Consider the following 26,499-nt stretch of genomic DNA (forward strand, 5'->3'; position numbering starts at 1 on the left):
TTCAAACTCTTCCCAAGTTTACCGAAATCAACTCAAAGCCCGTATACTGCGGTTTCTGGCCCGTATCTTATCTCCTGTTATCAACTGGACTCAACCGGAATCAAGTCACAGTTGGGGGAATAAATGGGGGCATTCTGTGTTCGGTCCAGGGAGATGCCCCCAATGAAGCTTAATGCACGACAGGTAGACGCTGCTAAACCCAGAGAGAAAGCCTATAAGCTGGCAGATGGTGCTGGTTTGTATTTAGAGGTCGTTCCTTCTGGTTCTCGATACTGGCGGATGAAATATCGCTTCAATGGAAAAGAGAAGCGTATGGCTTTTGGTGTCTATACAGCAGTGTCTCTTGCACAAGCGAGGGCACTACGTGATGAAGCCAAGAAAAAACTGGCCGAGGGTATCGATCCATCGTTTGCCAAGAAAGAAGAAAAGCTGGTCCGCGATGTGCAGCTCAATAACACTGACCCGTCCTAAATAGCGTTGACACATTTAACTCGCACACTGAGGAAAATGTGATGAACCAATATGTTAAACGCACGCAACGCGATTACCCTCTATCCTTTAAATTGGCCGTTGTTGAACAGGTCGAAAAAGGTGAAATGACATACCGCCAGGCGCAAGACCGCTACGGTATTCAAGGTAGCTACACCGTCATGACGTGGCTACGCAAGTACGGTCAACTTGACTGGCTTTCCTCCGCAGAGGGGGAGTTTGAAAAACTGGGACATAAAGTAAAAGTCATTAGCCCCCAGTATGTAAAACCTTTTGTCCGTGGGCAAAAAAATGACGGCAATGATGCGCAGGCGATAGCTGTGGCTCTGATGCAACCTACGATGCAGTTTGTTCCGTCGAAAAGCCCTGAACAGCAGGATATTCAGGCCCTGCACCGTGCAAGACAACGTATTGTCAATCATCGTACTGCAACAGTCTGTCAAATCAGAGGGCTGGGAATAACAATCGGCGCGGCAGTCTCAAGAGTTCGTCGTGCCGTTCCGCTGATCCTTGAAGATGCTGAAAATGGTCTCAGCGTCAGAATGCGCAGGACGATTGCAGAACTCTATGATCTCTTTAACGACCTTGGTCGTCGTATAAACTTTTTTGATAAAGAAATCGATGTTGTGTTCAGACAATCTGAAGCCTGTCAGCGCATTGCCAAAGTTAAAGGCATTGGCCCTAAAACGGCCACGGCTGTTGTAGCCGCTATTGGCAAAGGATCTGAATTTAAAAATGGTCGTCACTTTGCCGCATGGCTTGGTCTGGTTCCACGACAGCACTCGAGTGGCGACAGACAGGTGCTGATGAATATGACGAAAAAAGGCGACAAGCATTTGCGGACACTTTTTATTCATGGTGCCCGCGCTGTCGTCAGGGTTGCCACGAATAACAATGATGGCTGTCCGCATCAGTGGGTTAATCCGTTGAAGGAACGACGTGGGTTTAATAAAACGACCGTGGCGGTCGCTAACAAGAACGAGAGAATAATCTGGTCGATGCTGAGAAATGATACCGAGTATCAGGCAGTTGGAAATTAGTACCCAGCCAGAAAAGTTGCAGTGTACTGAAAAATGGTGACAGGTTGCACCTGCACAATCGGAACCTGATTTTTATACTGGCCTCAGAGGCCGTCCAGTTGTTGAGGCGATTGTGTGCGGATTACCCATTTGGGCACAGATTTTCCTGATGGCGGATAGATGTAAGCAACAACCCAAAACCAGATTCAATACTTGCAAAACGGAGGTAGTCCATAGATGTAATAGCTGGCTTCAGACACACCGTTTTCGCGGCATACATCTTTAACGGTACGTCCGGCTTCAACGGACTTCAGTACAGCAATGATTTGGTGCTCGGTAAATCGGGCTTTGCGCATAGCGATCTCCTCACATGGACATTATCAGTATGTCGGAAGATCTCTAAAAGTGAATGGTTCGGTTTAGCGGGATGCTTACAATAAGTTTAGTGCCACCAGAAGAACCATTAGATTGGGATAACATCTAAGGTAAGGCGTGTTGACCAGAATTAATTAAAAGATAATCAGTCATTGTTTTTTCTGTAAAACAGCAAAGGAATCTTTACCAAGTTGTTTTAGTTTGTCTTCGCCATTAATTTTTATCAAGCTGTAATAATAATCTGGTTCGATGTTTTTAATATGAGACAGCATACCTAATAGATAAGGTATGTCTTTATGATTGATTTTATTATTTGAATATAAATAAAATAATGCTCTTATTTTTTTTCGTAAGAACCTTCCTACTCCTAGATCACCAGTATTAGAAATAACAACACCCGTTATGCGACGAGACCTTCCCTTACCTATGAACTTTGTTTTACTTGTGTTGATTATTAGTTCTGGTTTTTTTTGAAGAGACACTAAATCAATAACAAAATTCTTTACATCATTAAGTTTATCAAAACTGTCAGATGAAAAAGTTAAATCATCTGCATATCGCGTATAAATAACATCATTTTCCTTACAGTGGTTGAACAATTTTTCATCAAAATCATACATGACAATATTTGATATTATGGGTGATGAAGGAGCACCAATGCATAATCGTAGTTTTTTTTCTCCCTTTTTCCTTCGGAAAAGATAATGACTAATAACTTCATATTCAAAGTGGTTAAGTTTTATATCATTTTTTGAAATAAAATAATTAAGGTCTTGTGGTTTAATAGAATAAAAGAAATTCTCAAAATCCATCTTAAGGATGTATTCGTTTTTTTTATGCGGTTCCGCATTGTCAAAAATTGATTTTTCTTCGATATAAGCAGTGGCGCATTCATGCACTGGTAATAATGAAAGTAAGGAATTTACTATTGCACGTTGAACCTTTTTAACATCAGGCGATGGTTGTGCTATTTCCCTTAAGCCTTTACCATTTTTTTTCTTTATAAAGAAAACTTTGTATTTTTTTGGCGCTTTAATATAGCCAGAAATTATGGTCTTAGGGGTGCAATTTAATGTTTTAGACAACTCATCTATGTAACTCATTCCTTCCTCCTGTTATCTATTTAAAGCATCGTTTCTAGAAATATCACCTTCTCTATAGAAGAGAATAACTTTGGTTTTAGCATCATCAGCATCTACAAAGGATGATACCTGTTTTTTATTATTGTTGTATCTATATTTTATAAAACCATAGTTGTTATGAGATGCGACATAGAATATATCTCCAGAATTAACCTTTATTATTAATTCTAGATTCTCGAGAATATAAAGGTATTCTTTTATCTTTTTAACAGTAAGTTCAATGGAGAAACCAACGGATAAATATATTTTAATCTCACCAACCTTCAATGCGGAAAAAATATAAATAAGATCAGCGATTACTAGGCAGATATGACCTTTTCGGTCTTTTTCAAATTTTACTGTTGATTGTGTCTTTTGTTCAATTTCTTGTTTTAATTTATCTAATATAATATCAGCTTTGTTATAAATTACTTGATTAGTGTCAGAAAAACGAAGGTTGACCTTTTTTCTATCTCCTGATGCTATATACTCCACGTTCCATTCGTATCTTAAAATAACTTGCTTATTATCTTCAAGATATTTAATCACACCTAGATTTATGAAGGATTTTCCAATTATTGTATTTGTGTTTAAAATAGTAATTAATTTTTTTGATATTGATTCAATGATGCTAAATGCGCCAAGTTCTGCATACGCACCTAATCCTTCGACTATTAAAATTACAGCACTTGCTAAATCAGCTAGAACAATTTCAAGATCAATTAAGTTATCTATTTTTGAATGCTCAAGCCAATCTTGAAACTCTTCTGCTTCACGTATACGAGAACTTAGCTTGCTATCAGTATGCTCAAGGCGGCGTAATAAAGCATCCCGCATCGAACCGGGATTATCGACATCAACTGAGTTACGTACACCGCCACAAATGAACACAAAATTAGGTAGGTTTTCTAACCTTAGTTCTTCTGCATCGATGCAGAGTATGAAATCGTCTCTGATATCGTCCATTGAGCAGCCGCTTATGTTATAAAAAACCCCGGTAAACCGGGGTTCTGCTCTTTACCTAGAAGGGCACGGCCTGAGTAAAAATCGAAGATTTTTGGGAAGGCCGTGGCATAAATGACCACAATCAACAAGTTCCGGTGATACACCAGATGAAGCAGATACGCCTCTATCGCGTAAAGAGTGTCTTATACACTAACTTAATGATTTGCATCAATCAAGTTGCTTGTCTCAAGATTATGGAACGCATTGATAATGGCGAAAAAATTGTTGAGAGCATAGTTAGCTTTGAATAGTCATATTGTTTAACTTAAATGCTAGTAATATTAATCAAGTAACCCACGCGAAACCTTACTCGCCGTCTGACTGAAATTATATCGATCAACAACATTCCCCTTGAACCAAATCTCTAACGAATTCATATGCGCGGTGCTGCTGTTCTTCAGTAGGCCAGACCGGGAATGTAGTTCGAGATCTGGCTCTCGCCTGACATGCTGGAGTAGGACCACATTTCCTGTCCATCATTGGTGGCTCGTGTTTGTGGTTCCCCGAATGCGTTAATAACATCTTGCGGGGTAGTTTTCCCTTTAACTATTTTGGTTTTTACGGTTTGTTGCGATTCGTCTTTAAGGGATTTGTTGCCATAGGTGGTGCAAGCGGTAAGAGGCAGGATCACCAACGCAGTGATAAACAATTTTCTCATGTTAACTCCATTTGACGGTACGTCCAGCTTCAACGGACTTCAAAACGGCGATGATCTGGTGCTCGGTAAATCGGGCTTTGCGCATAGCGATCTCCTCACATGGACATTATCAGTATGTCGGAAGATCTCTAAAAGTGAATGGTTCGGTTTAGCGGGATGCTTACACATCCTCCCTTCCTGATTTGTGGGAGAGTTCTCGTAAATAGGAATTAACATATCTGTTTTTACGAATATGAATGTTGATTTTGATCCTTTTGGGAGTATCCTACCTTCAATAGAACAGGAGGCCTAATGTCACTAACTCCCCTACAACTCTTCAAAAACCTCTCTGATGAAACCCGTTTGGGCATAGTGTTGTTGCTCAGAGAGATGGGAGAACTGTGCGTGTGCGACCTTTGCACTGCACTGGAACAGTCACAGCCCAAGATCTCCCGTCACCTGGCAATGCTTCGGGAAAGTGGTCTATTGCTGGATCGCAAGCAGGGGAAATGGGTTCATTACCGCTTATCCCCGCATATTCCTTCCTGGGCTGCTCAGGTTATTGAACAGGCCTGGTTAAGCCAACAGGATGACGTACAGGCCATCGCCCTTAAGCTGGCATCAGCCAATTGTTCTGGCAGCGGTAAGGCAGTTTGTATCTAAAAAATTTGCCTGAACATATATGATTTTACGAATGTGAGGTGTTAAAGATGAAAACGTTAACGGTGTTTGATCCGGCGATGTGTTGCAGTACCGGCGTTTGTGGCTCAGATGTCGATCAAGTTCTGGTCGATTTCTCTGCTGATGTGCAATGGCTGAAAGGGCGTGGGGTTCAGATCGAACGTTACAACCTGGCGCAACAGCCGATGAGCTTCGTTGAGAACGCAAAAGCGAAAGCATTCCTTGAAGCTTCTGGAGCCGAAGGGCTACCGCTGCTGTTGCTGGATGGCGAAATGGTGATGGCAGGACGTTATCCCAAACGCACTGAACTGGCTCGCTGGTTTGGTATACCGCTGGAGAAAGTGGGAGTGGCACCGACAAGCTGCTGTGGCGGTAATACTTCCTGTTGTTGATTATGTCAGGAGGACATATGCATTTTTTACAGAATATCCCGCCTTACCTGTTTTTCACTGGTAAGGGAGGAGTAGGTAAAACCTCAATTTCCTGTGCGACGGCTATACGTCTGGCAGAACAAGGCAAGCGAGTTTTGCTGGTCAGTACCGATCCTGCCTCTAATGTCGGCCAGGTATTCGATCAGACTATCGGCAACACTATCCAGCCCGTGGCTGCTGTGCCCGGCCTTTCGGCGCTGGAGATCGACCCACAGGATGCTGCTCAGCAATACCGCGCCAGAATCGTTGACCCTATTAAAGGTCTTTTGCCTGATGACGTTGTTAACAGTATCAGCGAGCAGCTTTCAGGAGCATGTACGACTGAGATTGCTGCGTTCGACGAATTCACTGGCTTGTTGACTGACGCTTCTTTGCTGACCCGCTTCGATCACATCATTTTTGATACTGCGCCGACGGGCCACACTATTCGCCTTCTCCAGCTCCCCGGAGCCTGGAGTCGCTTCATTGAAAGTAACCCGGATGGTGCTTCCTGTCTTGGGCCGATGGCTGGGCTGGAAAAGCAACGCGAGCAATATGCTCATGCGGTTGAGGCATTATCTGATCCCGAACGTACCCGCCTGGTGCTGGTCGCGCGATTGCAAAAATCAACATTGCAGGAAGTCGCCCGCACTCATAACGAATTATCAGCCATTGGCCTTAAAAATCAGTATCTGGTCATTAACGGTGTCCTGCCTACGAGCGAAGCAGAACGTGATGCACTGGCCGCTGCGATATGGCAACGGGAGCAGGAGGCGCTGGCAAATCTTCCCGCTGGGTTATCTGAGTTGCCGACAGACACCTTATTCCTTCAGCCGCTGAACATGGTTGGTGTCTCCGCATTGAAAGGCCTGCTAAACGAATACGCTGAGCCAGCATCGCTTCCTGTACAGAGTATGCAGAACAAGCCAGAGAATATGTCGCTGTCTGTCCTGGTTGATGATATCGCCCGCAGTGAACACGGTTTAATTATGCTGATGGGCAAAGGTGGCGTGGGTAAAACCACGATGGCGGCTGCTATCGCTGTACGACTGGCGGACAGGGGTTTTGATGTGCATCTCACTACCTCAGATCCTGCCGCACACCTGAGCACAACTCTCGATGGCAGCCTCAAAAACCTGCAGGTCAGTCGAATTAACCCTCACGATGAAACCGAACGCTATCGTCAGCATGTTCTTGAGACGAAAGGCAGGGATCTGGATGAGGCTGGGAAACGACTGCTTGAAGAGGATTTACGTTCTCCTTGCACAGAAGAGATTGCGGTGTTCCAGGCGTTCTCACGCGTGATTCGTGAAGCAGGGAAACGGTTTGTGGTCATGGATACGGCACCGACTGGACATACGCTGCTACTACTTGATGCTACCGGGGCTTATCACCGTGAGATTGCGAAGAAGATGGGGGATAAAGGCCATTTCACCACGCCGATGATGCAGCTTCAGGACCCGGAACGTACCAAAGTGCTGCTGGTCACTCTGCCTGAAACTACACCTGTACTGGAGGCGGCAAATCTGCAGGCCGATCTGGAACGTGCGGGAATTCACCCCTGGGGCTGGATTATCAACAACAGCCTTTCGATTGCACAGACGCGTTCACCACTGCTTTGCCAGCGTGCCCGACAAGAGCTTCCTCAGATTGAGGCCGTGCAGAGCCAGCATGCCAAACGTATTGCGTTAGTACCAGTACTGGCATCAGAGCCCACTGGCATCGAAAAACTCAGAGAGCTGGCAGTTTAATTTTTTGTATACACAGGGCGGCAGAGCCGTCCTGTCTGGAGGGTTTATGTTTCTGGCAGGCGCTATTTTTGTCCTGACCATCGTTTTGGTTATCTGGCAGCCTAAGGGATTAGGGATCGGCTGGAGTGCGACGCTGGGCGCGGTACTGGCATTGATTTCAGGCGTTGTACACATGGGCGATATCCCCGTGGTTTGGAATATCGTCTGGAATGCTACGGCAACGTTTATTGCCGTTATCATCATCAGCCTGCTTCTGGATGAATCCGGCTTTTTCGAATGGGCGGCGCTGCATGTTTCGCGTTGGGGCAATGGGCGAGGTCGTTTGCTGTTTACCTATATCGTTCTGCTCGGTGCAGCGGTGGCGGCACTGTTTGCCAACGATGGCGCGGCACTTATTCTGACGCCGATAGTCATCGCCATGCTACTGGCATTAGGGTTCAGCAAAGGCACGACACTGGCATTCGTTATGGCTGCCGGGTTTATTGCCGATACAGCCAGTCTACCGCTTATCGTGTCGAACCTGGTGAACATCGTTTCTGCAGACTTCTTTGGACTGGGCTTCACTGAGTATGCGTCGGTAATGGTGCCGGTAGATATCGCCGCCATTATTGCCACGCTGGTGATGCTGCACCTGTTCTTTCGCAAAGATATTCCGCCGACCTACGACCTGGCTCTCCTGAAAGCACCGGCAAAAGCGATTAAAGATCTGGCAACCTTCAGAACCGGCTGGATAGTTTTGATTCTTCTGCTGGTTGGCTTTTTCGTCCTTGAGCCGCTCGGTATCCCGGTCAGCGCGATTGCGGCTGTTGGGGCTGTCATCCTGTTTGCGGTGGCGAAACGAGGCCATGCAATTAATACCGGCAAAGTGCTGCGTGGTGCACCGTGGCAGATAGTCATCTTCTCGCTGGGGATGTATCTGGTGGTCTATGGCCTGCGTAACGCCGGGCTAACGGAATACCTCTCCGGCGTACTGAACGTGCTGGCAGAAAAAGGCCTTTGGGTTGCGACGTTTGGTACTGGCTTCCTCACTGCTTTCTTGTCTTCCATCATGAACAACATGCCTACCGTGCTGGTTGGCGCTCTCTCTATTGATGGCAGCACCGCAACAGGCGTTATAAAAGAGGCGATGATTTATGCCAACGTGATTGGCTGCGATCTTGGGCCGAAAATCACCCCGATTGGTAGCCTGGCAACGCTGCTCTGGCTGCATGTCCTTTCACAGAAGAATATGACCATCACCTGGGGATACTATTTCCGCACCGGGATCGTCATGACTCTGCCTGTGCTGTTTGTAACGCTGGCCGCGCTGGCGCTACGTCTCTCTTTCACTTTGTAATGAGATACTGATATGAGCAACATCACCATTTATCACAACCCAGCCTGCGGCACGTCGCGTAATACGCTGGAGATGATCCGCAACAGCGGTACTGAGCCGAGCGTTATTCTTTACCTCGAGAACCCGCCTTCACGCGATGAGCTGGTCAAACTCATTGCAGACATGGGCATTTCAGTACGGGCTTTGCTGCGTAAAAACGTCGAGCCTTATGAGGAACTGGGCCTTGCAGAAGATAAATTTACTGACGATCAGCTCATCGATTTTATGCTGCAACATCCGATCCTGATTAACCGTCCGATTGTGGTGACGCCGCTGGGAACTAAACTGTGCCGTCCTTCGGAGGTGGTTCTGGATATCCTTCCAGATACTCAGAAAGCGGCTTTTACCAAGGAAGACGGTGAAAAAGTCGTTGATGATACAGGTAAACGATTGAAATAAAGGTGAAGGGGGCAAATGCCCCCTTATTTCTTACACAATAGTTGAACCATGTAAACCAACTGCCCAAAGTAATGTGATGAACAACGTTGTTAGCATTGCCCCCCAATAAGAACCGCCAGCATGTATTAAAGGTTTAGAAACCAAAGTCTGAATTAAATTATGAATATCCCCATAGCTTGGGTTTTCAATTAACATCCTTAAAACTAGAGAAATGATCATTATAAATAAGGCAGGGATTAGTGCTGAAAAAGACTTTGCAACGGCAGGTGGTACACTTCAGGCATTTTTATAACGATTCCCTTCCTAACAAAAAACCCCATTACTTCTACCGTAATAATAGCCATTATGATAGAAACAAACATGCCTTTTGCGCCCACATAGTTCAGGTTTATCCCCGTAACATTGATGGTTTTATCTAATCCTTTTATGAAAACAGGTATGTTGTAGGGAGATACTATAATAGATTGTAAATGCCTTTGATTTCCGACTTTTGCAGCATATGGAACAAAATACTTGTCCAAAAATGCTGTCAGTTTTCCCATGCTATCACTCACTTTCTTAATTATTTAATGCTTCATAATAGTTAATTTCTATAAGATTACATTAATCACAGGTTGTATTTTTCTTCACTCTAATTCGTTAGATTAATAATGTCGGTTTGCCAAAAAAATCCATGATCTACTTCTCAATTTTATTATAATAACTGTTCTTTATTTTTAAATAAGTAAATTCACCCTTCAATATTTTGTTTTTGATTGAAGAGTGAAAGCAGTGATAGCCAGTTATTATTAATGTTGCCGATGCTGATCACACATTAATAATAAAACTGTGCTGGGTTTTATATAGTATAAGTTTTATTCAAGGTATAAATACACCTCACTTACTCATATTGTTCACTATATATAAAAACTCTCATGATACTGGGCGTCCCTTCTATTCGGAAATCCAATGAAATTGGGGCATGAAATCCAGGTTTGACCTAATTGTTTCATCCAGGGCTTCATCAAGCACGCTGCCGGTAATAACGATTGGGTTTAGAATTAATGCTCTTTTAGCGTCATTCAGGTTTCCATTCACTGCTGCGCTAACCGTGAGTGATTCGAACTCTTTCATCAATTGAATTAAACGTAATGTGTCAGAAGGGAATGGTTCAACGTTCAGTGGTAGTGGACCACTTTGGGTTATAACTGAACTGACTTCTACAACACAATCGTCCGGTAATCCTTGAATTGTACCTTTGTTTCGAGTATTTACGTGCATAATGGTCCGTTTATCGTTGTAGATAGAAGCCATCAGTTCGCAAGCGGCTTCGGAATAATATTGGCCACCACGTTTTTCGAGCTCTTTGGGTTTGTCCGCCAGTTCTGGATTTTTATAGATATCGAACAACCGTTTTTCCATTTCTTTAACTACTTCACCACGCGTTCCTTCATTATTGGCTTCACGCTTTTCCTGCTGCAGGATATCCTGACTCATGTAGTAGTAACGCAAGTATGCACATGGGATCATTCCCATGTTTTCGATTAACTGCCGTGGCCACTCGAATTTTGGAATATTGCTGGGAACTAGATAGTCTTTGCCATTAAGTATTTCTTGTGCAATAAAGTCGATTTTATTTTTCCCTTTGTATAAAATCTTCCGAGCCCAAATCAAATGGTTAAGGCCTGCAACTTGTATAATAAAATCTTCTTCGTTTGCATTCAGAAGTTTTGCAATTCCCTTTTGCATAATAACTGGCACGTTGCACAGGCCAATGGCTTTTATTGTCGTGTGTTTAAGTATGGCTTCGGTCACGATGCCTGACGGGTTTGTGAAATTTAAAAGCCAGGCTTCAGGGCATAGCTCCTCCATATCTTTACATATGTCTAGTGCGATCGGAATAGTACGACATGCGTTTGCAAAACCACCTAGCCCATTAGTTTCTTGGCCAATCATTCCATACTTTAGTGAGATACGTTCATCTCTTATCCGTCCTTCAAGGCAACCAGCTCGAAATTGTGAACAGACAAAATCAGCGTTCTCTAATGCAGGACGGCGATCAAGTGTTACCTTGACGTCTATATTTCCCCCGGCTTTTTTAATCATACGGCGAGCGAGTCCCGCAATAATATTAACTTTCTCACGGCCCTCCTCAATATCTACTAACCATAACTCTTTAATTGGTAATTCATTCTTGCGCTTTAATAACCCTTCAATTAACTCAGGCGTATAGCTAGAACCGCCACCGATAACTGTTACTTTTAGCTGCTTTGCCATATATCACTCCTCAAATTCGTAAATGTAGAATATAGGGTATTTCATGGCAGCTAACGTTATTTAACAAACCAAATATACGCCGTTATCTATTAGTTCAACTAATGCGTATCTTCTTTAGTGCCACGGTAGTTGACACTGCACGAGAACACCCTTGGCTGGGGCTGTTTTTCATACATCCCCCATGAACCGTGATGAATAATTTTCTTCTCTCCTGACCATTCGCCAGGGCACCAGTCAGCGGCTGATCCGAGAAGCTGAAAAGATAGGGTTATGGTCGATTACAGAAGCGGCAGTGTTTCATCCGCCGTCTGCGATAGCTGTGCACGGAACTGCTGCGTTGTCAGCAACACTGATATAAGACACGTAAATCAACTGGGGTAATCAACTATCTTGACACCTACCGAAAAGCGCAGGCACAGTGATCATCGTTGCATGGCCCTGGAGCAGTTGGCCTTGTGGGGAAGGCACGGTGTTATTCAATCGACGGGGTGCATGAGACCGCGAAGCGCATTATTCAGAACGTTAGCCAGGGGACGCGTAAATCAACTGAAGTAGCCACTATCTTGATTCTTACTCTAGGGCAGACATCAACAATGGAACATAAGCAACATTTACTTGCAAACTTGTACACATTTAGTGTCGTCGCAAAGTTTTTAAGCTTTACATTAGCCGCAGAAGAACTGTGCCTAACGCAAGGTGCTGTGAGCCAGAGAATCAAAAAAATAGAGCAAGATTTGGGGTTTAAATTATTTGTACGTTTGACCCGGAAACTGGAGTTAACTGAAGAAGGTCGGCGTGTTTGGGTGACATTAACCCATTCGCTTGAGAATATTTTTTCTGAAATAGACGATATTCGCTTCAACGAGCTCAGCGGCGAGTTATATATTGGCGTCGCTCCAACATTTGCACACTTATGGCTAGTCCCTCGACTACCTATTTTTCAACAACTTTACCCCCAACTCGATGTTAAAATCCGAGTGAAAGCAAGTAAGTTGGATTTTCAAAATCAGCCCGTGGATTTGGCTATTTATTATGGAAATGCCAGGCATGCTGATTTTTATCATCGCAGGCTATTTGATGAATATTTAACACCCGTTTGTACATCTGAATATGCAGAGAAACTAGCGTTTTTCAAAGGCGATTCCAGGTTGCATGAAGCTTGTTTTTTACATTGCACTGAATCGTTAGAATTTCTTTCTCCACTTGCTGAGTGGCAACATTGGTTAAAAAAAACCGATCGTGATGTTAATATTCTCAAAAAAAAATATGTTTTCAATCATGAAGAGTTAACTATGGTTGCAACAAAAAAATCAATGGGTATTGCAATGGGGCGTTATTGTCTTATTAAGCCCTATTTAGATAGTGGTGAGTTGATCGCCCCCTTTGAGCGTGTACCGTCAGGACTTGGTTATGATCTTATTTGTCCTAAAGGTCATGAAAAAAGATCAAGATTCCACGCTTTCTCAACGTGGATTGAGGAATATTTATAGGTAGGCAAGCGCGTTAATGCGTCACGCAGCCAGATATAAGGATCGTGGGCGTTCAGTCTGGCGGTATTCAGCGGGTTCAGATAGAGGCGTGAACACGCGCGAATCGGCACCGGCAGTCTGAACGGCGTTGTTCAGTCGTCGTGGCTGCGGTACGCCATTGACCACGTCAAGGGCTGGCCGACGAACCGTGTACGCGACCTGTAACCCTGGAGAGTTTCTTGCTTCTGTTCAATCCGCCCATCCATAGGCATTGTATTTTCTCCGGGAATTCCCGCTCAAATAAAGGATGATGCCAAGCTGCTGTGAGTAGGCTTCGTTAACGCGATGTTTCACCGCGCCGGCGCACCACCACATCCACCGTAATAGCCGCTAACAATACCACTGCGGTTGCCATCAGTTGCACGGCGGCCGGCAAACCCAGCAGCGCCATCCCGTTGACAATGGCTGCAATCACAACGCCACCTAATACTGCATGCAGTGGATGGCCGCGTCCTCCAAACAAGCTTGTACCGCCGATGACGGCAGTGGCCACCACATATAAGACGATCGTACCACCATCAAAGCTGGTTGAGATTGAGCGCAAGCGTGAGGCGTAAATAATGCCGCCAATACCGGCAGTGACTGCGGCCAAAGTGAATGCCAGCAGTCTGATTTTCGCCAGATTAATTCCCGCTCTGCGCGCGGCTTCAGCATTACCACCAATGGCATATAAATAGCGGCCAAAGCGTAGTTTTCCCAGCAGCACTGCCCAAGCACATAACACCACAAATACGATGGGAATGACCCAAGGCATACCATTAATAGGGAAACGAGGAATGCCGCGATTGGCGTTAGAAATCAGCATTAAAACCAGCCCAGCCAAGATGGCCGCGGCGATTTTGAGCCAAGACAGCCCAACAGGTGGCGCAACTAAGCCACTGGCACGGCGCAGGCCATCACGACGCAGGGTGAATACGCTAAAAGTGAGGATGATCGCAATGGTCACCACCCAACCTACCAGTGGGGTGAGGGTGCCGTTGGCAAAGTTATTGATCACCTCACTGTTGATGGGAATCGTCCCGCCGGTGCCGAGGAGCTGGATCATCAGCCCTTGAAAGCCCAGTAATCCAGAGAGCGTGACCACAAAAGAGGGCAACCTTAAGCGCGTGATCAACAACCCTTGCAGCGCCCCTAAAGCGCCGCTGACACACAATGCAGCGATAACCGCCGCCGGCCAATTCCAGCCAATCGAGGGTTGTACTAATACTGTGGCGACCGTGGCGCCAATCCCTGCGACAAACCCAAGTGATAAGTCAATCTCTCCTAAAATCAAGATGAACACTTCGCCCATCCCAATCAGCATAAACACCGCACCTTGGACCAATAAATTCACTAAATTGCCAGAGGAGAGGAACTTATCATTTTGAGTTTGAAAGATAGCCGCGATGAGGATCATCCCCAGCAGTACGGGTAATACGCCGCTTTGACCTGCAAGAACTTTCGCCCACACCGCTTTGAGATAGCTACCTAATGTGTCCGCTTCGGTATTACCAATAACAGCAGCGGCATGTGCTTGGCTTGCCTGTCGTTTGGCGTTTTCTACCGCAATTGATGGCGCGGCAGATGATTTTGCATTTGCAGTGACAAGGTGATCGCTTTGTCCGGTGGTCATCAGTTCCACCACCCGCTGCGTGTCGAAGCTTTTAGCGGGGCCTTCGCCTACCATCTGCCCTAAACGCAGTACTGCAATGCGATCGGCCACCGCGAACACATCATTAAGATTATGCGAAATCATCAGTACCGCCAGCCCTTGGTCGGCCAAGCGGCGCACAAGTTCAAGGACTTGACCGGTCTGCGCCACCCCCAGCGCTGCGGTGGGTTCATCTAAAATCACCAGCTTAGAGTTCCACATCACGGCTTTGGCGACCGCTATCGATTGGCGCTGCCCGCCAGAAAGCGATGCAACCGGTTGGCGAATCGAGCGCAGCGTGGTCACGCGCAGGCTCGATAAGGTCTCGGCGGCTTCACGCTCCATGACATCTTCATTGAGCAGTCGCCCATATAATCGCTCGCGGCCAAGGAACATGTTTTGTACCACGTCTAAATTGTCGCACAATGCCAGATCTTGATAGACTACCTCAATGCCTAATTGGGCTGAATCGCGTGGTGAGCGGATTCTCACCACTTCACCTTGCCAGCGGATCTCGCCGCCATCGGCCTCATGGATCCCGGCAATGGATTTAACCAATACCGATTTACCCGCCCCGTTGTCACCGACCAGGGCAGTGACCTGCCCCAGTGGTACATCTAAATCAACGCCGATTAACGCTTGCACCGCGCCAAAGCGCTTTTCTAACCCTCGGATCTGTAATAATGGGGGGGCGCTTAGGTGTTGTGTTGTGTTTTGCATAAGGCCCCTATGGGTTGATTTGTGCATTTTGGCAAGCTTTCGCCATTCCTTCTCCTTGGCACAGTTTGGCTGCTTTGACAAAGCCATCTTTTATTACTGTGCTTTTGACGTTGCTTGGCGTGACCCAAATCGGTGAGGCTAAAACCGACGGCACGGACTTGCCGGTTTTCGAGTCAAGCGTCTTACCATTGACTAAACTTTTGGGTGGCTGCATCCCCGCACGCAGATAGATCGCCAACGCCGCCGCCGCTTGCGCTTCCAGGTAGATAGGTTTGTAGACGGTGCCACATTGATAACCGGTAATAATGTTTTTGATTCCCGTTAAGGTCGCATCTTGGCCTGTAGTAGGGAAGGCATGTGGCGGCACTTTTAGGGTTTTCAGATAGGCGATTACCGCGTTGGCATTGCCATCATTGGGGGTGACCACCGCATTCATCTCCGGGTGCGCAGTAAACTGCTGCTGGAAGGTGGTTTGAGCAACCGCTGGGTCCCAGCTGCCAGCGGGTTCGCCGACATTCACATAAGCACCTGATTTAAATTTGGGCTGCAAGACGCTCATATAACCATTGTGGAACAAGGTGGCATTGTTATCCGTTGGCGCACCGCTCATCACCAAAACGTGCGGTTTTTTGATCTGCCAATCCGTAATGCACTGTTCGAGACCTTTACCAATGAGTTTTCCGACCTCCACATTGTTAAAGCTCACATAGTAGGCGCGATTGCCGCCGAGCGTGATGCGGTCGTAGTCAATTACCGGCACGCCATGGGCTTTGGCATATTGCTCGATAGCAGCGCCACCGCCTGATGATATGGGGTCAATTAACAAAACGCTGGCACCTTGCGCGATATCTGATTGCGCTTGGGTAAGCTGGGTGGCTTCACTGCCTTGGGCGTTACTGATCATATATTGATCCGGGGTTAACCCCGCCGTTTTAAATGCCTGTTCCAGGTAAGGCTGGTCAAACGAGGTATAACGAGCCGACGTGGTGGTCTCAGGGAGGATCACGCCAATTTTCCCCGAGCCTTTTTTGACAATAGTGTGCAACTGGCTCATTGCGCTAAAGTCGGGGGTAAAATCGGCTGCTGAAATGGCTGCCTGAGCACAACCGGCGACACCAAGACCCATCAGAGCAATATAGGTGCTGATGAAGTGGACTCGTCGATTCGGGCGGCGTTCACGACTTATTACAACGCATTTCAGGTTTTCTTTTAATTGAGATGATGTCGATGTCATATTTCTCTCCGTTGGATTTTATTAAGTAAGTCCAAGTCAGTTGAGTGGCTTGTCATTGCCCTGCTATGTACATCAAAATAACCAAAAGCGTGAAGACGGCGATCGCAGAGATTCGCAGTCTGATGGCATGCAGTATGGATAGCCGTACCAAGAGAAAAGGTGAATTATGTGGCTGATGTTAAAATTAGGTTATTGCTTGATAATAAAGAGTGCGATATGTCACGTTTGTGCTAGCGAATATGTTTGCATGTATACAAAATAGGTTAGTAAATGTTAATGAAGTTGTTGCCTTTAGTTAATTTATGCGGCCTGTTTTTCCTGATCACCACGGCAGTGCGCTTGTGGTACTTGTGATAATGTATTAACGCTACCTCACAAGTGCAAAGCTGTTGCCTCGATGCGCCAGCAGACAGGTAATAAAAGATGTGGTGTTTGGTTATATTGAAATTGACGAAACCGTTACCGTCGGCACAGTGCCAATGGTTGGTTAAACTCGAAACAATATGAAATAAAGAACCTTACTTAGAACTATGCCCGTTATTGTTGGGCAGGGTCATCTATGTAAGGTTGCTAAAAAATCAGCTAACAAGTACCACTTTTTATGATCTTATATGCCTTTTCTGGACTCACCAGCATCCATACTGCAATACAGACAATTAATGAGCCGATGATAAAACCTTCTGTAATGGTTTCGCCTAATGCAAGATAACCCCACAATATTGCGAATGGTGGAATTAGAAATGTCACCGTTAAAGAACGTAGAGGGCCAATGTCCGCTATCAGTCTGAAATAGAGAATATAAGCCAGTGCAGTACAGATAAAACCGACCGCAAGCACACTTGCCCACACGTATCCCTGAGACCAGTTGATTGCCGGTCCCATGCCAACTGACCAGCAAAAGAACGGCAGCAGAAATAGAGTGGCGCCAATCTGGCTGCCAAAGGCGACTATTTTAGGATCAAGTCCGCCTCTGTTTGAGATCCAGCGACGCGTCAAAAATCCAGCCAAGCCGTAACACCCTGTTGCGACCAAACACGCAATAATGCCTGCAGCTACACTACTGGTGGAGTTGACTTCCCCTACAGTGGTAATCACTATTATCCCTATTAGCCCCAACAATACCCCCATCCATTTTTTTGCCGTCAACCTCTCACCAAAAAAGGCGAATCCGATCATTACTCCCATTAATGGTGTCGTGGCATTAAGTATTGCTGAATATCCCGCCGGTAGCCATCTGGCTGCCAAGCAGTACATAAAGAATGGCACTCCTGAATTAATAACGCCAAGTATTAATGAAAACTTAAATTTACCGTCAAAACGGAATGAAGATTTAAGTAATAAAAGAATTACAGTGAGACCCGTTAAGCCAAAAAAAACTCTTAAGAAAGCCGTGTTTACTGCACCAAACGCTGGTGCAGCAACTCTCATAAATAGAAAACTTGCTCCCCATATTGCAGCCAGAAAAAGTAATCGAATATAATCTGAAGTTCTCATGCTTCACCTTCATTAAAAATGTTGTTTTGCCTATCGCTTCGGGTAATTCGACATGAAAAACAGCCTTGTTTAGCATTGTGAGCAAGAATGTATTTTATCTGAGTATTTTCAAAATATGTTAATATGTTTTCTTCAATCTCCTCATTAGACGCGATTTCTGCATCAATCATCATGTCATTATTATCAAATGCACGTAATGACATAATTCTTGAATTCATAACTTCGGGTATGCAATCGATTAAAATAGCCGCTTCACTTTTCCCTTCCCAGATAAATATTGCATGTGACCCTCTATATGGCGTCGGACTATCCAGGTAAGTGTGATTGAGTAATATGGCATATTCTCCAACAGGAATATATCTCAATGAAATTCGGTCAGGATAGGCTTGGGATTTATCAACTTTAATCCTGATGGCACCATGCTCTTTCAGTTTACGGTCTGATAAACCGTAAAGATGTTCGAAATCACTTCCGTTCAACCCCTTAATTAGATAAGACATATTTTTATTCCAGTACAGGATGATATCGTTAATACATTTATTAATATCATATGTTCAATGTAAGCGGTAAGTCCGATTCTTGCTTTTCATTCTAAAATTCATTAATTTTTAGGCTTGATATATTTGAGAATGTTTACAAACATGTTATTTGTCATGTTATTGGACCATGGTACAGCAACCGGGTGAGATTTGACGCGCAGGTAGCCGGGATGGTTTCACCACTTTTTTTGCATCGCCTCTTGGATGATTTCGATCGGCGTACTCCGCTGGCCAGTAACCTGCACGGGTTCGCGACGGGATCAGTGCCTTGATTTTCTTACGAGTTAGTTCGTCGTGGCACCGCTATGTGTCATAAGCGCCATCAGCTGAAGCCCCCTGATTTTCCGGAGGGTCTGGCGGACAGGTCCCGGGAATGCCTCTGCATCGGTCACATCTGTCACTCTATCGCCTTCTGGCTCATTTTCAAAAGAGGCGACAACTATGCTGATACTGATGGAGCTGTGTGTCAGCTTATCTACAGTATTCTACTTTGCCACCAGTTCTATACGGTTACCATCCGGATCGGCGATGACGGCCTCGTAGTAACCGTCACCTGTCAGACGGGGAGGACTAAGCAGCGTGCCACACTGACGTGCATTCTCCGCTAAACGATCTACATCCTCACTGGCACCCACGACTACTGCAATGTGCGCCCATCCGACGAACTCTGGATATTCAAGTGCTGGAGGAAGTGCTGGCAATGTCATCAGTTCGACAGTTGGCCCTTGCGTCAGGGTGATGAAGTGTGATTCAAACCCTGGCCGGTTCTGACTAATATACCGTGCATTGCTTTTCCCGCCGAAAACCTGCTGCCAGAACAAGACCTGCGCATCCAGGTTACGGGTCCAAAGTGCTACATGTGTAATTTCCATGATTAACTCCGTTACTCTTCGCCCAGGATGGCATGATTCGGAAAGGTCAACGTTATGTATTCCCGGAGGCGCTTTTCGGGCGCCCGGTTTGCGTCGGTAACGGGGTCGACGCTGAAACCTTCTTTGGGTTTGCTTGTCATGCCCAGATTCATGCGTTGGCGATAGCTCTTCATCGTGATGTCTTCAGACAGCGCGGCCAGTTGGTGCAGGAAACAGATATCGGGTAGTGATGACATAGTGAGATCCTCTCGTCAGGTCAACATTAGTTGACAGATTCACCATCAATTCGTGATCATGGCTATTCATGCTCGATTGTGGGATTAATAAGGAGATTTCATGCTTGATTATGCAGCTTTTCCGGAGCAACGACAAGCCCTCATTCGCCAGATCCTTCAAGAGAACGGAAGGGTGATCTGTGCGAAGCTCGCTGCTCAAATGAACGTGTCTGAGCATACAATTCGTCGGGATTTACAGGAGCTTAGTAAGGAAGGTATATGTAAAAAAGTCTACGGCGGAGCTGTTCTGCAATTGCCTGATGCTGGTAGCTTTGTCAGTCGAAAAGGGCAAGAGTTTGCAGGAAAAAGCATAATCGCGCAAAAGTGTGTGGAGTTTGTTAAGCAGGGCTCCTGTGTTTTTATCGATTCAGGTACCACAAATCTTGCTATTGCCCGAGCCCTCTCAGAAGATCTCCGGGTCACGGTGGTCACCAACTCTCCGGAGATCGCCGTTGAACTGTTGAAACGTCCTCAGTGTGAAGTGATCATGCTTGGCGGACGTGTCAATAGAACTCCGGGGGGATGTGTGGGTAGCACTGCCGTAGGCCAACTCCAGGGGATGATCTTTGATCAGGCATTTATTGGCGCCTGTGCGATGGATCCGGATGCCGGGCTGACGGGCTTTGATTTTGAGGACTGTGAGTTCAAGAAAGCGGTTGTTCGCCAGAGCAATCAGGTCATTATAGCGCTGACGGCAGATAAAATTCCTGGTCTGGCGCGTTATGTTGTAGCTGATGCCAGTGAAATTGATGTGATGGTGGTGGAAGAGAACCTCAATAAGGAGTTTCTTAACGCCTTTGATGCACAGTCTATTCATATCGTTACCGTCTGAGTAGGTAATCGTGGGGGGCGCTATCGTCTTGGTATCCAAGGAGATATTAACCCTGGCGATGGGTATCATCTTAATCTGCTGTTTCGGATGCGGCGTGGCGTTGCTGCTCTGGATTTGACGTTTTTCGCTATTTTAAAACTGCCCGTAAGCACAGGTAGCGCTCGTTAAAATCTGGGTGAATACCAAGGTTTTACTGTAATTATGGGAATGGATTTTTACGCGGTAAAAATAGAGCGTCGTTTAGTTATGATGATGTTAGGTTGTAGCGGCGGAGTCATTGACTTCGCCACTACGTCGTTTTAGTCCTCCCGCGCTATCCGGCAATAGCTCTCCATACGCCAGTTTTGTGGCAGCACATGTGTTGTGCCGCGGGTCATAACGACGCCCTTGGCGCGAATATCGGCGCTGGAAGCCCCGATCTGAACCTCGAATTCGCCAGGTTCTACGATTCTGCGACCCTGAATATCGGTAAAATTCAGCATATCAGTGGGGATATGGAACTCCAGCACGGCGCTTTTTCCTGCTGCCAGCCAGATGCGCTGGAAGGCTTTTAATTCTTGTATCGGGCGTACCAGCGACGCCAGCACATCCCTGACATAGAGCTGTATCACGTCGTATCCTGCCACGGGTCCGCTGTTGGTCACGCGTATGCTAGCCACCAGTTCGCCATTGTCGATCGCCACCGGTTCCCCGATCAGTTGAAAATCCTGATAGGTAAACCGGGTCCAACTAAGACCATAGCCAAAGGGGTAGCGGGTGCCGAAGGAGAAAGCGATGGGCGTACCGCCGCTTTTCAGCTTATGGTTGTAATAATAGGGTGCGGCTCCGGCGCTAGTCGGTGCCGAGATCGTCAGTCGACCGGCCGGTGCCTGGGCGCCACTTATGATGTCGGCGATGGCCCGACCGCCTTCCTGACCTGGTGCGAATGCCATCAGGTAACCTGCCAGCCGGTCTTCCATGCCGTTAAGGTGGTAAGGCCGTCCGCCAGTCATGATCACGACGGTAGGTGTGCCAGTGGCCACTACCTGTTCTAATAGTTGCTGTTGTACGCCGGGCAACTGCAAGCTGTCCGTATCGGACCCTTCACCCACCGTCCCGCTCTGGAACAATCCAGCCAGATCACCGACAAATACCAGTGCCACATCACAACGGCGCGCCAGCGCCACTGCTTGCGGGATCAGGCTTTCATCTTGAGAAACTGGTGACGCCTGCAACGGTCGGCCACTATCACCGGGGAACACTGGTGTACCCGCTTGACGTGTCTCAAGGATATGGCAACCCTTGGCATAGTGAATATTATCGTCGCCGTAAGCGGCGTGCAGCCCCTGTAACGGTGTCGTCACCTGACTGGTCTGGGCGACAAGATCGCTGATAATCAGATGAACCGGGAAACTATAGCCGCTCAGTAGCGCCAGCGGATCATCGGCGGTGGGGCCTATCACCGCGATGCTGCTGCCGCTCGCCGGTACCAGCGGCAGCAGACCGTTGTTTTCCAACACGGTAATGGACTGTACCGCCACCCGCCAGGCCAGTTCACGGGTTGATGCCGACTGTAGGTTGATCTGCCGCTCATCGACGTAGGGGTGTTCGAACAACCCCAATCGGAATTTTTCCTGCAACACGCGCGCGACGATATCGTCTATTTTGTCCATGGTTATCAGACCTTGCGCGACGGCTTGCGCCAGATGTTGAGCGCAATCTTCCTTTGGCAATTCGATATCCAGTCCGGCGTTAAACGCCAGTGCCGCAGAGTTCGCCGCGTCGGGGCTGACACCATGATGTTGGTGCAGCAGGCTGATGCCACCATAATCCGCCACGATCAGCCCGTCGAAACCCCAGCGGGTGCGCAGCACGTCGGTCAGCAAGAAATGGTCACTGTGGCAGGGTTGGTTATCAATATCATGGTAAGCCGGCATTACCGATCCTGCGTTGGCCAGCTTCACCGCCATTTCAAATGGCAGCAAGAATGTATCATTCAGTTCTCGAAAGCCGAGATGCACCGGCGCATGGTTGCGTCCCCCTTCGCTGAAGGAGTGTCCGGCATAGTGTTTCAGTGTTGCAAGCAGATCTCGGCGCGGTCCCTGTAATCCCCGGACATAGGCGCACGCCATGATGCCCACCAGGTAGGGATCTTCGCCAAAGGTCTCCTCGGTACGCCCCCAGCGTACATCACGCGAGACATCCAGTACCGGCGCTAATCCTTGATGACAGCCAACGCTTTTGGCCTCCAGGCGGATCGCGGCGGCCACCTGTTCGATGAGCGCCGGATCCCAGGTTGCGCCATAATTAAGCGGTGAGGGGAATAAGGTAGCGTCTTTACAGAGTAATCCCACCAGGCATTCTTCATGGAACATCGCCGGAATGCCCAACCGGGTCTCTTCCATCATGGTCTTTTGCAGACGATTTAATGCCCGAACGCCTTCCACTGGCTCCACCACGTGGGATCCCAGTGGTCGGGTAATCTGTCCAATGCCAAGTTTGAGTTGGGCCTCCAGCGCCAGAGACGCCGACGCGCCGCTGAAATCATCACTCAGATCGCTACGCACCCGGTGATGGCCGTCACTGGCGAGGATCAGCCACAGCCCGTGCAGTTGCGCAAATTTTTCCTCGTCGCTCATGCGGCCGAGTAGATCCGTCACGCGCACGGACAGGGGCTGCGAAGCGTCCTGATATGGATAGACCATAGTGATTCTCCTTATTCAGACGTTGGGATGTTCAGATGTTTGCATGATTCACCGTCGGTTCCGTTGTGTCTGGTGTGGATCGGTTTTTCAGCGCCAGCTGGCTGGCAATGTCTCGCACATAGCTGCTGTTAAGTTTGTAGGTAAACAGCAGGATTCCCATCAGGGTAAAGAGCAGCGAAGGGACGAGGGTGAATAGTGCGTTGATGGTGGTTAACACCGTTGGTAGCTGCAACGCGGTGTTGGGCAAGTAGTCGACAAAGCCCAGCACCCAGCCGACTACCGCACCACCGATTGCCAATCCGAACTTGATGGCGAACAGCGCGGTAGAAAAGACCAGACCGTCCAGACGACGGCCGGTGCGGTGTTCTTCATAATCCACCACATCGGAAAACATGGTCCACTGCAACGGGGTAGTGAGATTCTGGATAAAACTGAAAATAATATTGAGGGAAAATATCAGCCACACGGCGTGTGGGGAAATAAAGAATATCACCGAGCCGCAGATGACAAAGGTCAGGATCATATATTGATAGGATTTTACCCGGTCAAATTTACCGAGCAGCGTTTCGGAAAGCAGCGCGCCAAATAGCGCCGCTACCATACCGCTGACAATAAAAGGAAATATCAGCTGTGGTTGCAATAGAACATATTTTACATAGTAAATGGTGGCTGATCCGCGGGTGACCACTGCCACCAGCAGCAATATATTGAAGATAAAAACGATACGCCACTGGTGATTACGCCACAGTAGCTTCAGGTCGTTGAATATTGAATTTTTACCACTGTTTCCTGGGTGATAGCGTTCTTTGGTCATAAAAAAACAGCAGAAAAACAGAATCACACCCAACAATCCCATCAGGCTCATGGCGTAAAAATATCCGTTGCGGGCATTGCCTTGTCCTAACCAATCCACCAATGGTAAGGCGATTACCGTGACCACCAACCCGCCGATAAACGACAAGGCAAAGCGCCATGACTGGATTGAATGACGCTCACGCGGATCCTGGGTCAGTGCTCCGGGCATCGCGCAGTAGGGTACGTTAATTGCCGAGTAAACCAGGCAGAGAAGACAGTAAGTTACGCTGGCGTAAATAATTTTTCCTGTCAGCGAAATATCGGGTACATAAAAGGTAATCAGGCAGCAGATGCCGAAAGGCACAGCAAACCATAATAACCAGGGTCGAAACTTGCCATATCGGGTATGGGTACGATCGACCAGAGAGCCAATATAGGGGTCGATAAAAGCATCCACTGCGCGTACCGCCAGGAACATGGTGCCCATTACCGCGGCGGGCAGGCCGAAAACATCGGTATAAAAATACGCCAGGAACAGGGTGGCGGTTTGCCAGACCAGCGCGCTTGCCATATCGCCGAGACCGTAACCTATTTTATCTTTTACGGAGAGTACCGGGTTATTTATCATTATGAACTTCCTTCTTTTTGTCAGGAAGATAATGGCCTTTAGGCCACTGAATTGTTTCTAATAGACACACGCTTCCCGATGTATTAAATGGCACGAGTGTTAATTCAGAGAGATAACGAATTAGCGCGGGGCAGGTGTGTCAGTGTCCATGGAGTATAAGGAGGTAGTTTTCTGGTAACCAATTGAGAAAATTAACTATAAAATTACGTTTTTTTATTTTTTGCCCTATCTGTGACGGCGAGCATGTTTTAACGCGACGATGAATAAAAGGTAATTAATTGCATACGAAATAATCCATTAGTGCTACTAATCACCGCTTCGGACAGACGCATACTCGTAATTATTTTCTGCTAAGAAAAAAACAACAATGGATCATATTTTGCTTAATAAAACCTTTGGATGACTATTCCATTGGAAGGCAAATTGTATGACGGCACAAGAAACACAGAATAAAGCGTTTGTTCGTAGTCGACGCTCTTCATTGATCGCGGCCATTTTTCTGATGGCCACCTCTGCTATTGGCCCTGGCTTTATTACGCAAACCGCTACTTTTACGGCCACGATGGGGGCCGCGTTTTCCTTCGGTATTTTGGCGTCTATCGTCATCGACTTTGTGGTGCAGCAGAACATCTGGCGCATTGTCACCTTGACCCGGATGCGTGCGGCGGATGTTGCAAATATCGCCTTGCCAGGTAGTGGGTATTTGTTGGCGGTGCTGGTTATTTTCGGCGGGTTGGTGTTTAACATCGGTAATATTGCCGGGGCCGGACTCGGATTAAATGCGATGTTCGGCCTTGATCCCAAATGGGGAGGGCTGCTAAGCGCATTTATCACGATTTATATTTTTTCGTCACGTCGAGCCAGTACGGTCATTGACCGCATGATTGTTGTTTTGGGATTGATGATGATCGTTTTGACGTTGTACGTCGCATTCATGTCCTCCCCGCCGATAGGTGAGGCACTACGCCAGAGTGTGTTTCCGGACAAGGTTAACTTTGCTTCCATCACCACTATCGTCGGGGGCACGGTGGGGGGCTACATCAGTTATGCCGGCGCCCACCGCCTGTTGGATAAAGGCATGGGCGGTGTTGAGAACATCAAGGCAGTTTCCTCTGCGGCCACCAAAGGCATTCTTGTGGTGGGGTTAATGCGCTATGTGCTGTTCCTTGCCGTATTGGGGGTGGTGGCTAGCGGGGTAACGCTTGATATATCCAGCCAGGTAGCGAATCCGGCTTCTCAAGCTTTCCAGCATGCGACTGGGGCTCTAGGGGGGCGCATCTTTGGCCTTATTTTTTGGGCATCCGCGCTGACCAGCGTTATCGGGGCCGCATATACGTCCGTCTCCTTTATTACGGTATTTAAAAAATCCATTACCGAGCGCCACCGCAATATTGCCACGATCATCTTTATTGCCGTGTCGCTGGCGGTTTATCTTCTGTTGGGGACCGCTCCTGCCGCATTACTGGTTTTTGCCGGCGGGTTTAATGGACTTATCCTGCCAATTGGTCTGAGCCTCTTTCTCTACGTAGGCTGGAAATGCGCGGAACTGATGGAGGGTTACCACTATCCGCGTTGGTTGTTGTGGCTGGGCCTGGCGATCTGCGGCTTGACCTGGTATATGGGGTTGATGTCGGTGAGTGCCATTTTCCACTTTCTGAAAATGGCTTGAGAGTGCGTTGTGTTTAGCGTGATTGATTTTAATGATTATTTCTCTCATTACCGTACAGGTGACTTTCTGTTATCGCCGCA

20 protein-coding genes and 6 pseudogenes are annotated in these 26,499 nt (G+C 47.1%); 10 read left to right on the top strand and 16 right to left on the bottom strand.

What is annotated here, in order from left to right:
* Positions 1-162 precede the first annotated feature (162 nt).
* Both CWC46_RS07965 and CWC46_RS07970 read left to right on the top strand, forming a co-directional pair.
* Positions 163-459 (top strand): annotated as a pseudogene (locus tag CWC46_RS07965) (Arm DNA-binding domain-containing protein); the annotation flags it as partial.
* A gap of 245 nt (positions 460-704) precedes the next feature.
* Positions 705-1,529, top strand: a pseudogene (locus tag CWC46_RS07970) (IS110 family RNA-guided transposase); the annotation flags it as partial.
* Between the two features lie 218 nt (positions 1,530-1,747).
* On the opposite strand, the pseudogene CWC46_RS07975 reads toward CWC46_RS07970, so the two are convergent.
* The 4 genes and pseudogenes from CWC46_RS07975 to CWC46_RS07990 form a co-directional block, all read right to left on the bottom strand.
* Positions 1,748-1,864 (bottom strand): annotated as a pseudogene (locus CWC46_RS07975) (transposase); the annotation flags it as partial.
* Between the two features lie 168 nt (positions 1,865-2,032).
* On the bottom strand, positions 2,033-2,986 hold the full coding sequence (locus tag CWC46_RS07980; protein WP_021017395.1) for a retron St85 family RNA-directed DNA polymerase: 954 nt from the start codon (positions 2,984-2,986) through the stop codon (positions 2,033-2,035).
* Between the two features lie 12 nt (positions 2,987-2,998).
* Positions 2,999-3,970: a retron St85 family effector protein gene (locus CWC46_RS07985; RefSeq protein ID WP_021017394.1), complete on the bottom strand. Its 972-nt coding sequence runs from the start codon at positions 3,968-3,970 to the stop codon at positions 2,999-3,001.
* A 320-nt stretch (positions 3,971-4,290) separates the two neighbouring features.
* A pseudogene (locus tag CWC46_RS07990) lies at positions 4,291-4,667 on the bottom strand (hypothetical protein).
* A 291-nt stretch (positions 4,668-4,958) separates the two neighbouring features.
* Here CWC46_RS07990 and arsR point away from each other — a divergent pair.
* Genes arsR through arsC form a run of 5 tightly spaced genes read left to right on the top strand, consistent with a single transcriptional unit; the run spans position 4,959 to position 9,262 of the window.
* Positions 4,959-5,309 carry an As(III)-sensing metalloregulatory transcriptional repressor ArsR gene (gene arsR / locus CWC46_RS07995; RefSeq protein WP_021017392.1) on the top strand — a complete coding sequence of 117 codons (351 nt, stop codon included), beginning with the start codon at positions 4,959-4,961 and terminating at the stop codon, positions 5,307-5,309.
* A 47-nt stretch (positions 5,310-5,356) separates the two neighbouring features.
* Positions 5,357-5,719, top strand: coding sequence for an arsenite efflux transporter metallochaperone ArsD (gene arsD / locus CWC46_RS08000; RefSeq protein ID WP_021017391.1), 363 nt, complete (start codon positions 5,357-5,359; stop codon positions 5,717-5,719).
* Between the two features lie 17 nt (positions 5,720-5,736).
* Positions 5,737-7,488 carry an arsenite efflux transporter ATPase subunit ArsA gene (arsA, locus tag CWC46_RS08005; protein ID WP_021017390.1) on the top strand — a complete coding sequence of 584 codons (1,752 nt, stop codon included), beginning with the start codon at positions 5,737-5,739 and terminating at the stop codon, positions 7,486-7,488.
* Between the two features lie 46 nt (positions 7,489-7,534).
* A complete protein-coding gene (arsB, locus tag CWC46_RS08010; protein WP_021017389.1) occupies positions 7,535-8,824 on the top strand; it encodes an arsenite efflux transporter membrane subunit ArsB in 1,290 nt (429 codons plus the stop codon).
* Between the two features lie 12 nt (positions 8,825-8,836).
* Positions 8,837-9,262 carry a glutaredoxin-dependent arsenate reductase gene (arsC, locus tag CWC46_RS08015; protein ID WP_021017388.1) on the top strand — a complete coding sequence of 142 codons (426 nt, stop codon included), beginning with the start codon at positions 8,837-8,839 and terminating at the stop codon, positions 9,260-9,262.
* Between the two features lie 30 nt (positions 9,263-9,292).
* On the opposite strand, the pseudogene CWC46_RS23610 reads toward arsC, so the two are convergent.
* Both CWC46_RS23610 and CWC46_RS08030 read right to left on the bottom strand, forming a co-directional pair.
* Positions 9,293-9,804 (bottom strand): annotated as a pseudogene (locus tag CWC46_RS23610) (PTS transporter subunit EIIC).
* Positions 9,805-10,195: 391 nt separating this feature from the next.
* Positions 10,196-11,518 carry a 6-phospho-beta-glucosidase gene (locus CWC46_RS08030; RefSeq protein ID WP_021017386.1) on the bottom strand — a complete coding sequence of 441 codons (1,323 nt, stop codon included), beginning with the start codon at positions 11,516-11,518 and terminating at the stop codon, positions 10,196-10,198.
* Positions 11,519-12,111: 593 nt separating this feature from the next.
* Between CWC46_RS08030 and CWC46_RS08035 the strand changes: the two genes are divergently transcribed.
* Entirely contained in the window at positions 12,112-13,008 is an 897-nt protein-coding gene (locus CWC46_RS08035; RefSeq protein WP_037382587.1) for a LysR substrate-binding domain-containing protein, read from the top strand.
* Here CWC46_RS08035 and CWC46_RS23615 read toward each other — a convergent pair.
* From CWC46_RS23615 to CWC46_RS08070, 8 genes and pseudogenes are all read right to left on the bottom strand, one after another.
* A complete protein-coding gene (locus CWC46_RS23615; RefSeq protein WP_157831362.1) occupies positions 12,951-13,118 on the bottom strand; it encodes a transposase domain-containing protein in 168 nt (55 codons plus the stop codon). The genes CWC46_RS08035 and CWC46_RS23615 overlap by 58 nt on opposite strands.
* 206 nt (positions 13,119-13,324) lie before the next feature.
* Positions 13,325-15,397 carry an ATP-binding cassette domain-containing protein gene (locus CWC46_RS08040; protein WP_021017384.1) on the bottom strand — a complete coding sequence of 691 codons (2,073 nt, stop codon included), beginning with the start codon at positions 15,395-15,397 and terminating at the stop codon, positions 13,325-13,327.
* Positions 15,398-15,404: 7 nt separating this feature from the next.
* Positions 15,405-16,631, bottom strand: a complete 1,227-nt coding sequence (locus CWC46_RS08045; RefSeq protein WP_021017383.1) for a sugar ABC transporter substrate-binding protein — start codon at positions 16,629-16,631, stop codon at positions 15,405-15,407.
* Positions 16,632-17,213: 582 nt separating this feature from the next.
* Positions 17,214-18,125: a DMT family transporter gene (locus tag CWC46_RS08050; protein ID WP_021017382.1), complete on the bottom strand. Its 912-nt coding sequence runs from the start codon at positions 18,123-18,125 to the stop codon at positions 17,214-17,216.
* Positions 18,122-18,625, bottom strand: a complete 504-nt coding sequence (locus CWC46_RS08055) for a DUF1203 domain-containing protein (protein ID WP_021017381.1) — start codon at positions 18,623-18,625, stop codon at positions 18,122-18,124. The genes CWC46_RS08050 and CWC46_RS08055 overlap by 4 nt, the downstream gene beginning before the upstream one ends.
* Before the next feature lie 246 nt (positions 18,626-18,871).
* Positions 18,872-19,065 (bottom strand): annotated as a pseudogene (locus tag CWC46_RS08060) (transposase); the annotation flags it as partial.
* An 84-nt stretch (positions 19,066-19,149) separates the two neighbouring features.
* Entirely contained in the window at positions 19,150-19,536 is a 387-nt protein-coding gene (locus tag CWC46_RS08065) for a VOC family protein (RefSeq protein ID WP_021017380.1), read from the bottom strand.
* An 11-nt stretch (positions 19,537-19,547) separates the two neighbouring features.
* On the bottom strand, positions 19,548-19,772 hold the full coding sequence (locus tag CWC46_RS08070; RefSeq protein ID WP_021017379.1) for an FIG domain-containing protein: 225 nt from the start codon (positions 19,770-19,772) through the stop codon (positions 19,548-19,550).
* A 100-nt stretch (positions 19,773-19,872) separates the two neighbouring features.
* On the opposite strand from CWC46_RS08070, the gene CWC46_RS08075 reads away from it, so the two are divergent.
* Positions 19,873-20,643: a DeoR/GlpR family DNA-binding transcription regulator gene (locus CWC46_RS08075; protein ID WP_021017378.1), complete on the top strand. Its 771-nt coding sequence runs from the start codon at positions 19,873-19,875 to the stop codon at positions 20,641-20,643.
* A 299-nt stretch (positions 20,644-20,942) separates the two neighbouring features.
* On the opposite strand, the gene CWC46_RS08080 is transcribed toward CWC46_RS08075, so the two are convergent.
* Both CWC46_RS08080 and CWC46_RS08085 read right to left on the bottom strand, forming a co-directional pair.
* Positions 20,943-23,327, bottom strand: coding sequence for a glycoside hydrolase family 3 N-terminal domain-containing protein (locus CWC46_RS08080; protein WP_021017377.1), 2,385 nt, complete (start codon positions 23,325-23,327; stop codon positions 20,943-20,945).
* A 31-nt stretch (positions 23,328-23,358) separates the two neighbouring features.
* Positions 23,359-24,750: a glycoside-pentoside-hexuronide (GPH):cation symporter gene (locus CWC46_RS08085; RefSeq protein ID WP_021017376.1), complete on the bottom strand. Its 1,392-nt coding sequence runs from the start codon at positions 24,748-24,750 to the stop codon at positions 23,359-23,361.
* Between the two features lie 427 nt (positions 24,751-25,177).
* Here CWC46_RS08085 and CWC46_RS08090 point away from each other — a divergent pair, with 427 nt between their 5' ends.
* The gene (locus tag CWC46_RS08090) at positions 25,178-26,419 is read left to right on the top strand and encodes an NRAMP family divalent metal transporter (RefSeq protein ID WP_021017375.1); all 1,242 of its coding nucleotides are present in this window, start codon (positions 25,178-25,180) and stop codon (positions 26,417-26,419) included.
* The last annotated feature ends 80 nt before the right edge of the window (positions 26,420-26,499 follow it).

This window comes from Prodigiosinella confusarubida, assembly GCF_002847015.1.
Lineage (GTDB): Bacteria > Pseudomonadota > Gammaproteobacteria > Enterobacterales > Enterobacteriaceae > Prodigiosinella > Prodigiosinella aquatilis.

What these genes read in the sequence shown, in the direction of transcription:
- CWC46_RS07980 (WP_021017395.1), bottom strand. Translation starts at nt 2,986, where the DNA reads ATGAGTTACATAGATGAGTTGTCTAAAACATTAAATTGCACCCCTAAG.
- CWC46_RS07985 (WP_021017394.1), bottom strand. Translation starts at nt 3,970, where the DNA reads ATGGACGATATCAGAGACGATTTCATACTCTGCATCGATGCAGAAGAA.
- arsR (WP_021017392.1), top strand. Translation starts at nt 4,959, where the DNA reads ATGTCACTAACTCCCCTACAACTCTTCAAAAACCTCTCTGATGAAACC.
- arsD (WP_021017391.1), top strand. Translation starts at nt 5,357, where the DNA reads ATGAAAACGTTAACGGTGTTTGATCCGGCGATGTGTTGCAGTACCGGC.
- arsA (WP_021017390.1), top strand. Translation starts at nt 5,737, where the DNA reads ATGCATTTTTTACAGAATATCCCGCCTTACCTGTTTTTCACTGGTAAG.
- arsB (WP_021017389.1), top strand. Translation starts at nt 7,535, where the DNA reads ATGTTTCTGGCAGGCGCTATTTTTGTCCTGACCATCGTTTTGGTTATC.
- arsC (WP_021017388.1), top strand. Translation starts at nt 8,837, where the DNA reads ATGAGCAACATCACCATTTATCACAACCCAGCCTGCGGCACGTCGCGT.
- CWC46_RS08030 (WP_021017386.1), bottom strand. Translation starts at nt 11,518, where the DNA reads ATGGCAAAGCAGCTAAAAGTAACAGTTATCGGTGGCGGTTCTAGCTAT.
- CWC46_RS08035 (WP_037382587.1), top strand. Translation starts at nt 12,112, where the DNA reads ATGGAACATAAGCAACATTTACTTGCAAACTTGTACACATTTAGTGTC.
- CWC46_RS08040 (WP_021017384.1), bottom strand. Translation starts at nt 15,397, where the DNA reads ATGCAAAACACAACACAACACCTAAGCGCCCCCCCATTATTACAGATC.
- CWC46_RS08045 (WP_021017383.1), bottom strand. Translation starts at nt 16,631, where the DNA reads ATGACATCGACATCATCTCAATTAAAAGAAAACCTGAAATGCGTTGTA.
- CWC46_RS08050 (WP_021017382.1), bottom strand. Translation starts at nt 18,125, where the DNA reads ATGAGAACTTCAGATTATATTCGATTACTTTTTCTGGCTGCAATATGG.
- CWC46_RS08055 (WP_021017381.1), bottom strand. Translation starts at nt 18,625, where the DNA reads ATGTCTTATCTAATTAAGGGGTTGAACGGAAGTGATTTCGAACATCTT.
- CWC46_RS08065 (WP_021017380.1), bottom strand. Translation starts at nt 19,536, where the DNA reads ATGGAAATTACACATGTAGCACTTTGGACCCGTAACCTGGATGCGCAG.
- CWC46_RS08070 (WP_021017379.1), bottom strand. Translation starts at nt 19,772, where the DNA reads ATGTCATCACTACCCGATATCTGTTTCCTGCACCAACTGGCCGCGCTG.
- CWC46_RS08075 (WP_021017378.1), top strand. Translation starts at nt 19,873, where the DNA reads ATGCTTGATTATGCAGCTTTTCCGGAGCAACGACAAGCCCTCATTCGC.
- CWC46_RS08080 (WP_021017377.1), bottom strand. Translation starts at nt 23,327, where the DNA reads ATGGTCTATCCATATCAGGACGCTTCGCAGCCCCTGTCCGTGCGCGTG.
- CWC46_RS08085 (WP_021017376.1), bottom strand. Translation starts at nt 24,750, where the DNA reads ATGATAAATAACCCGGTACTCTCCGTAAAAGATAAAATAGGTTACGGT.
- CWC46_RS08090 (WP_021017375.1), top strand. Translation starts at nt 25,178, where the DNA reads ATGACGGCACAAGAAACACAGAATAAAGCGTTTGTTCGTAGTCGACGC.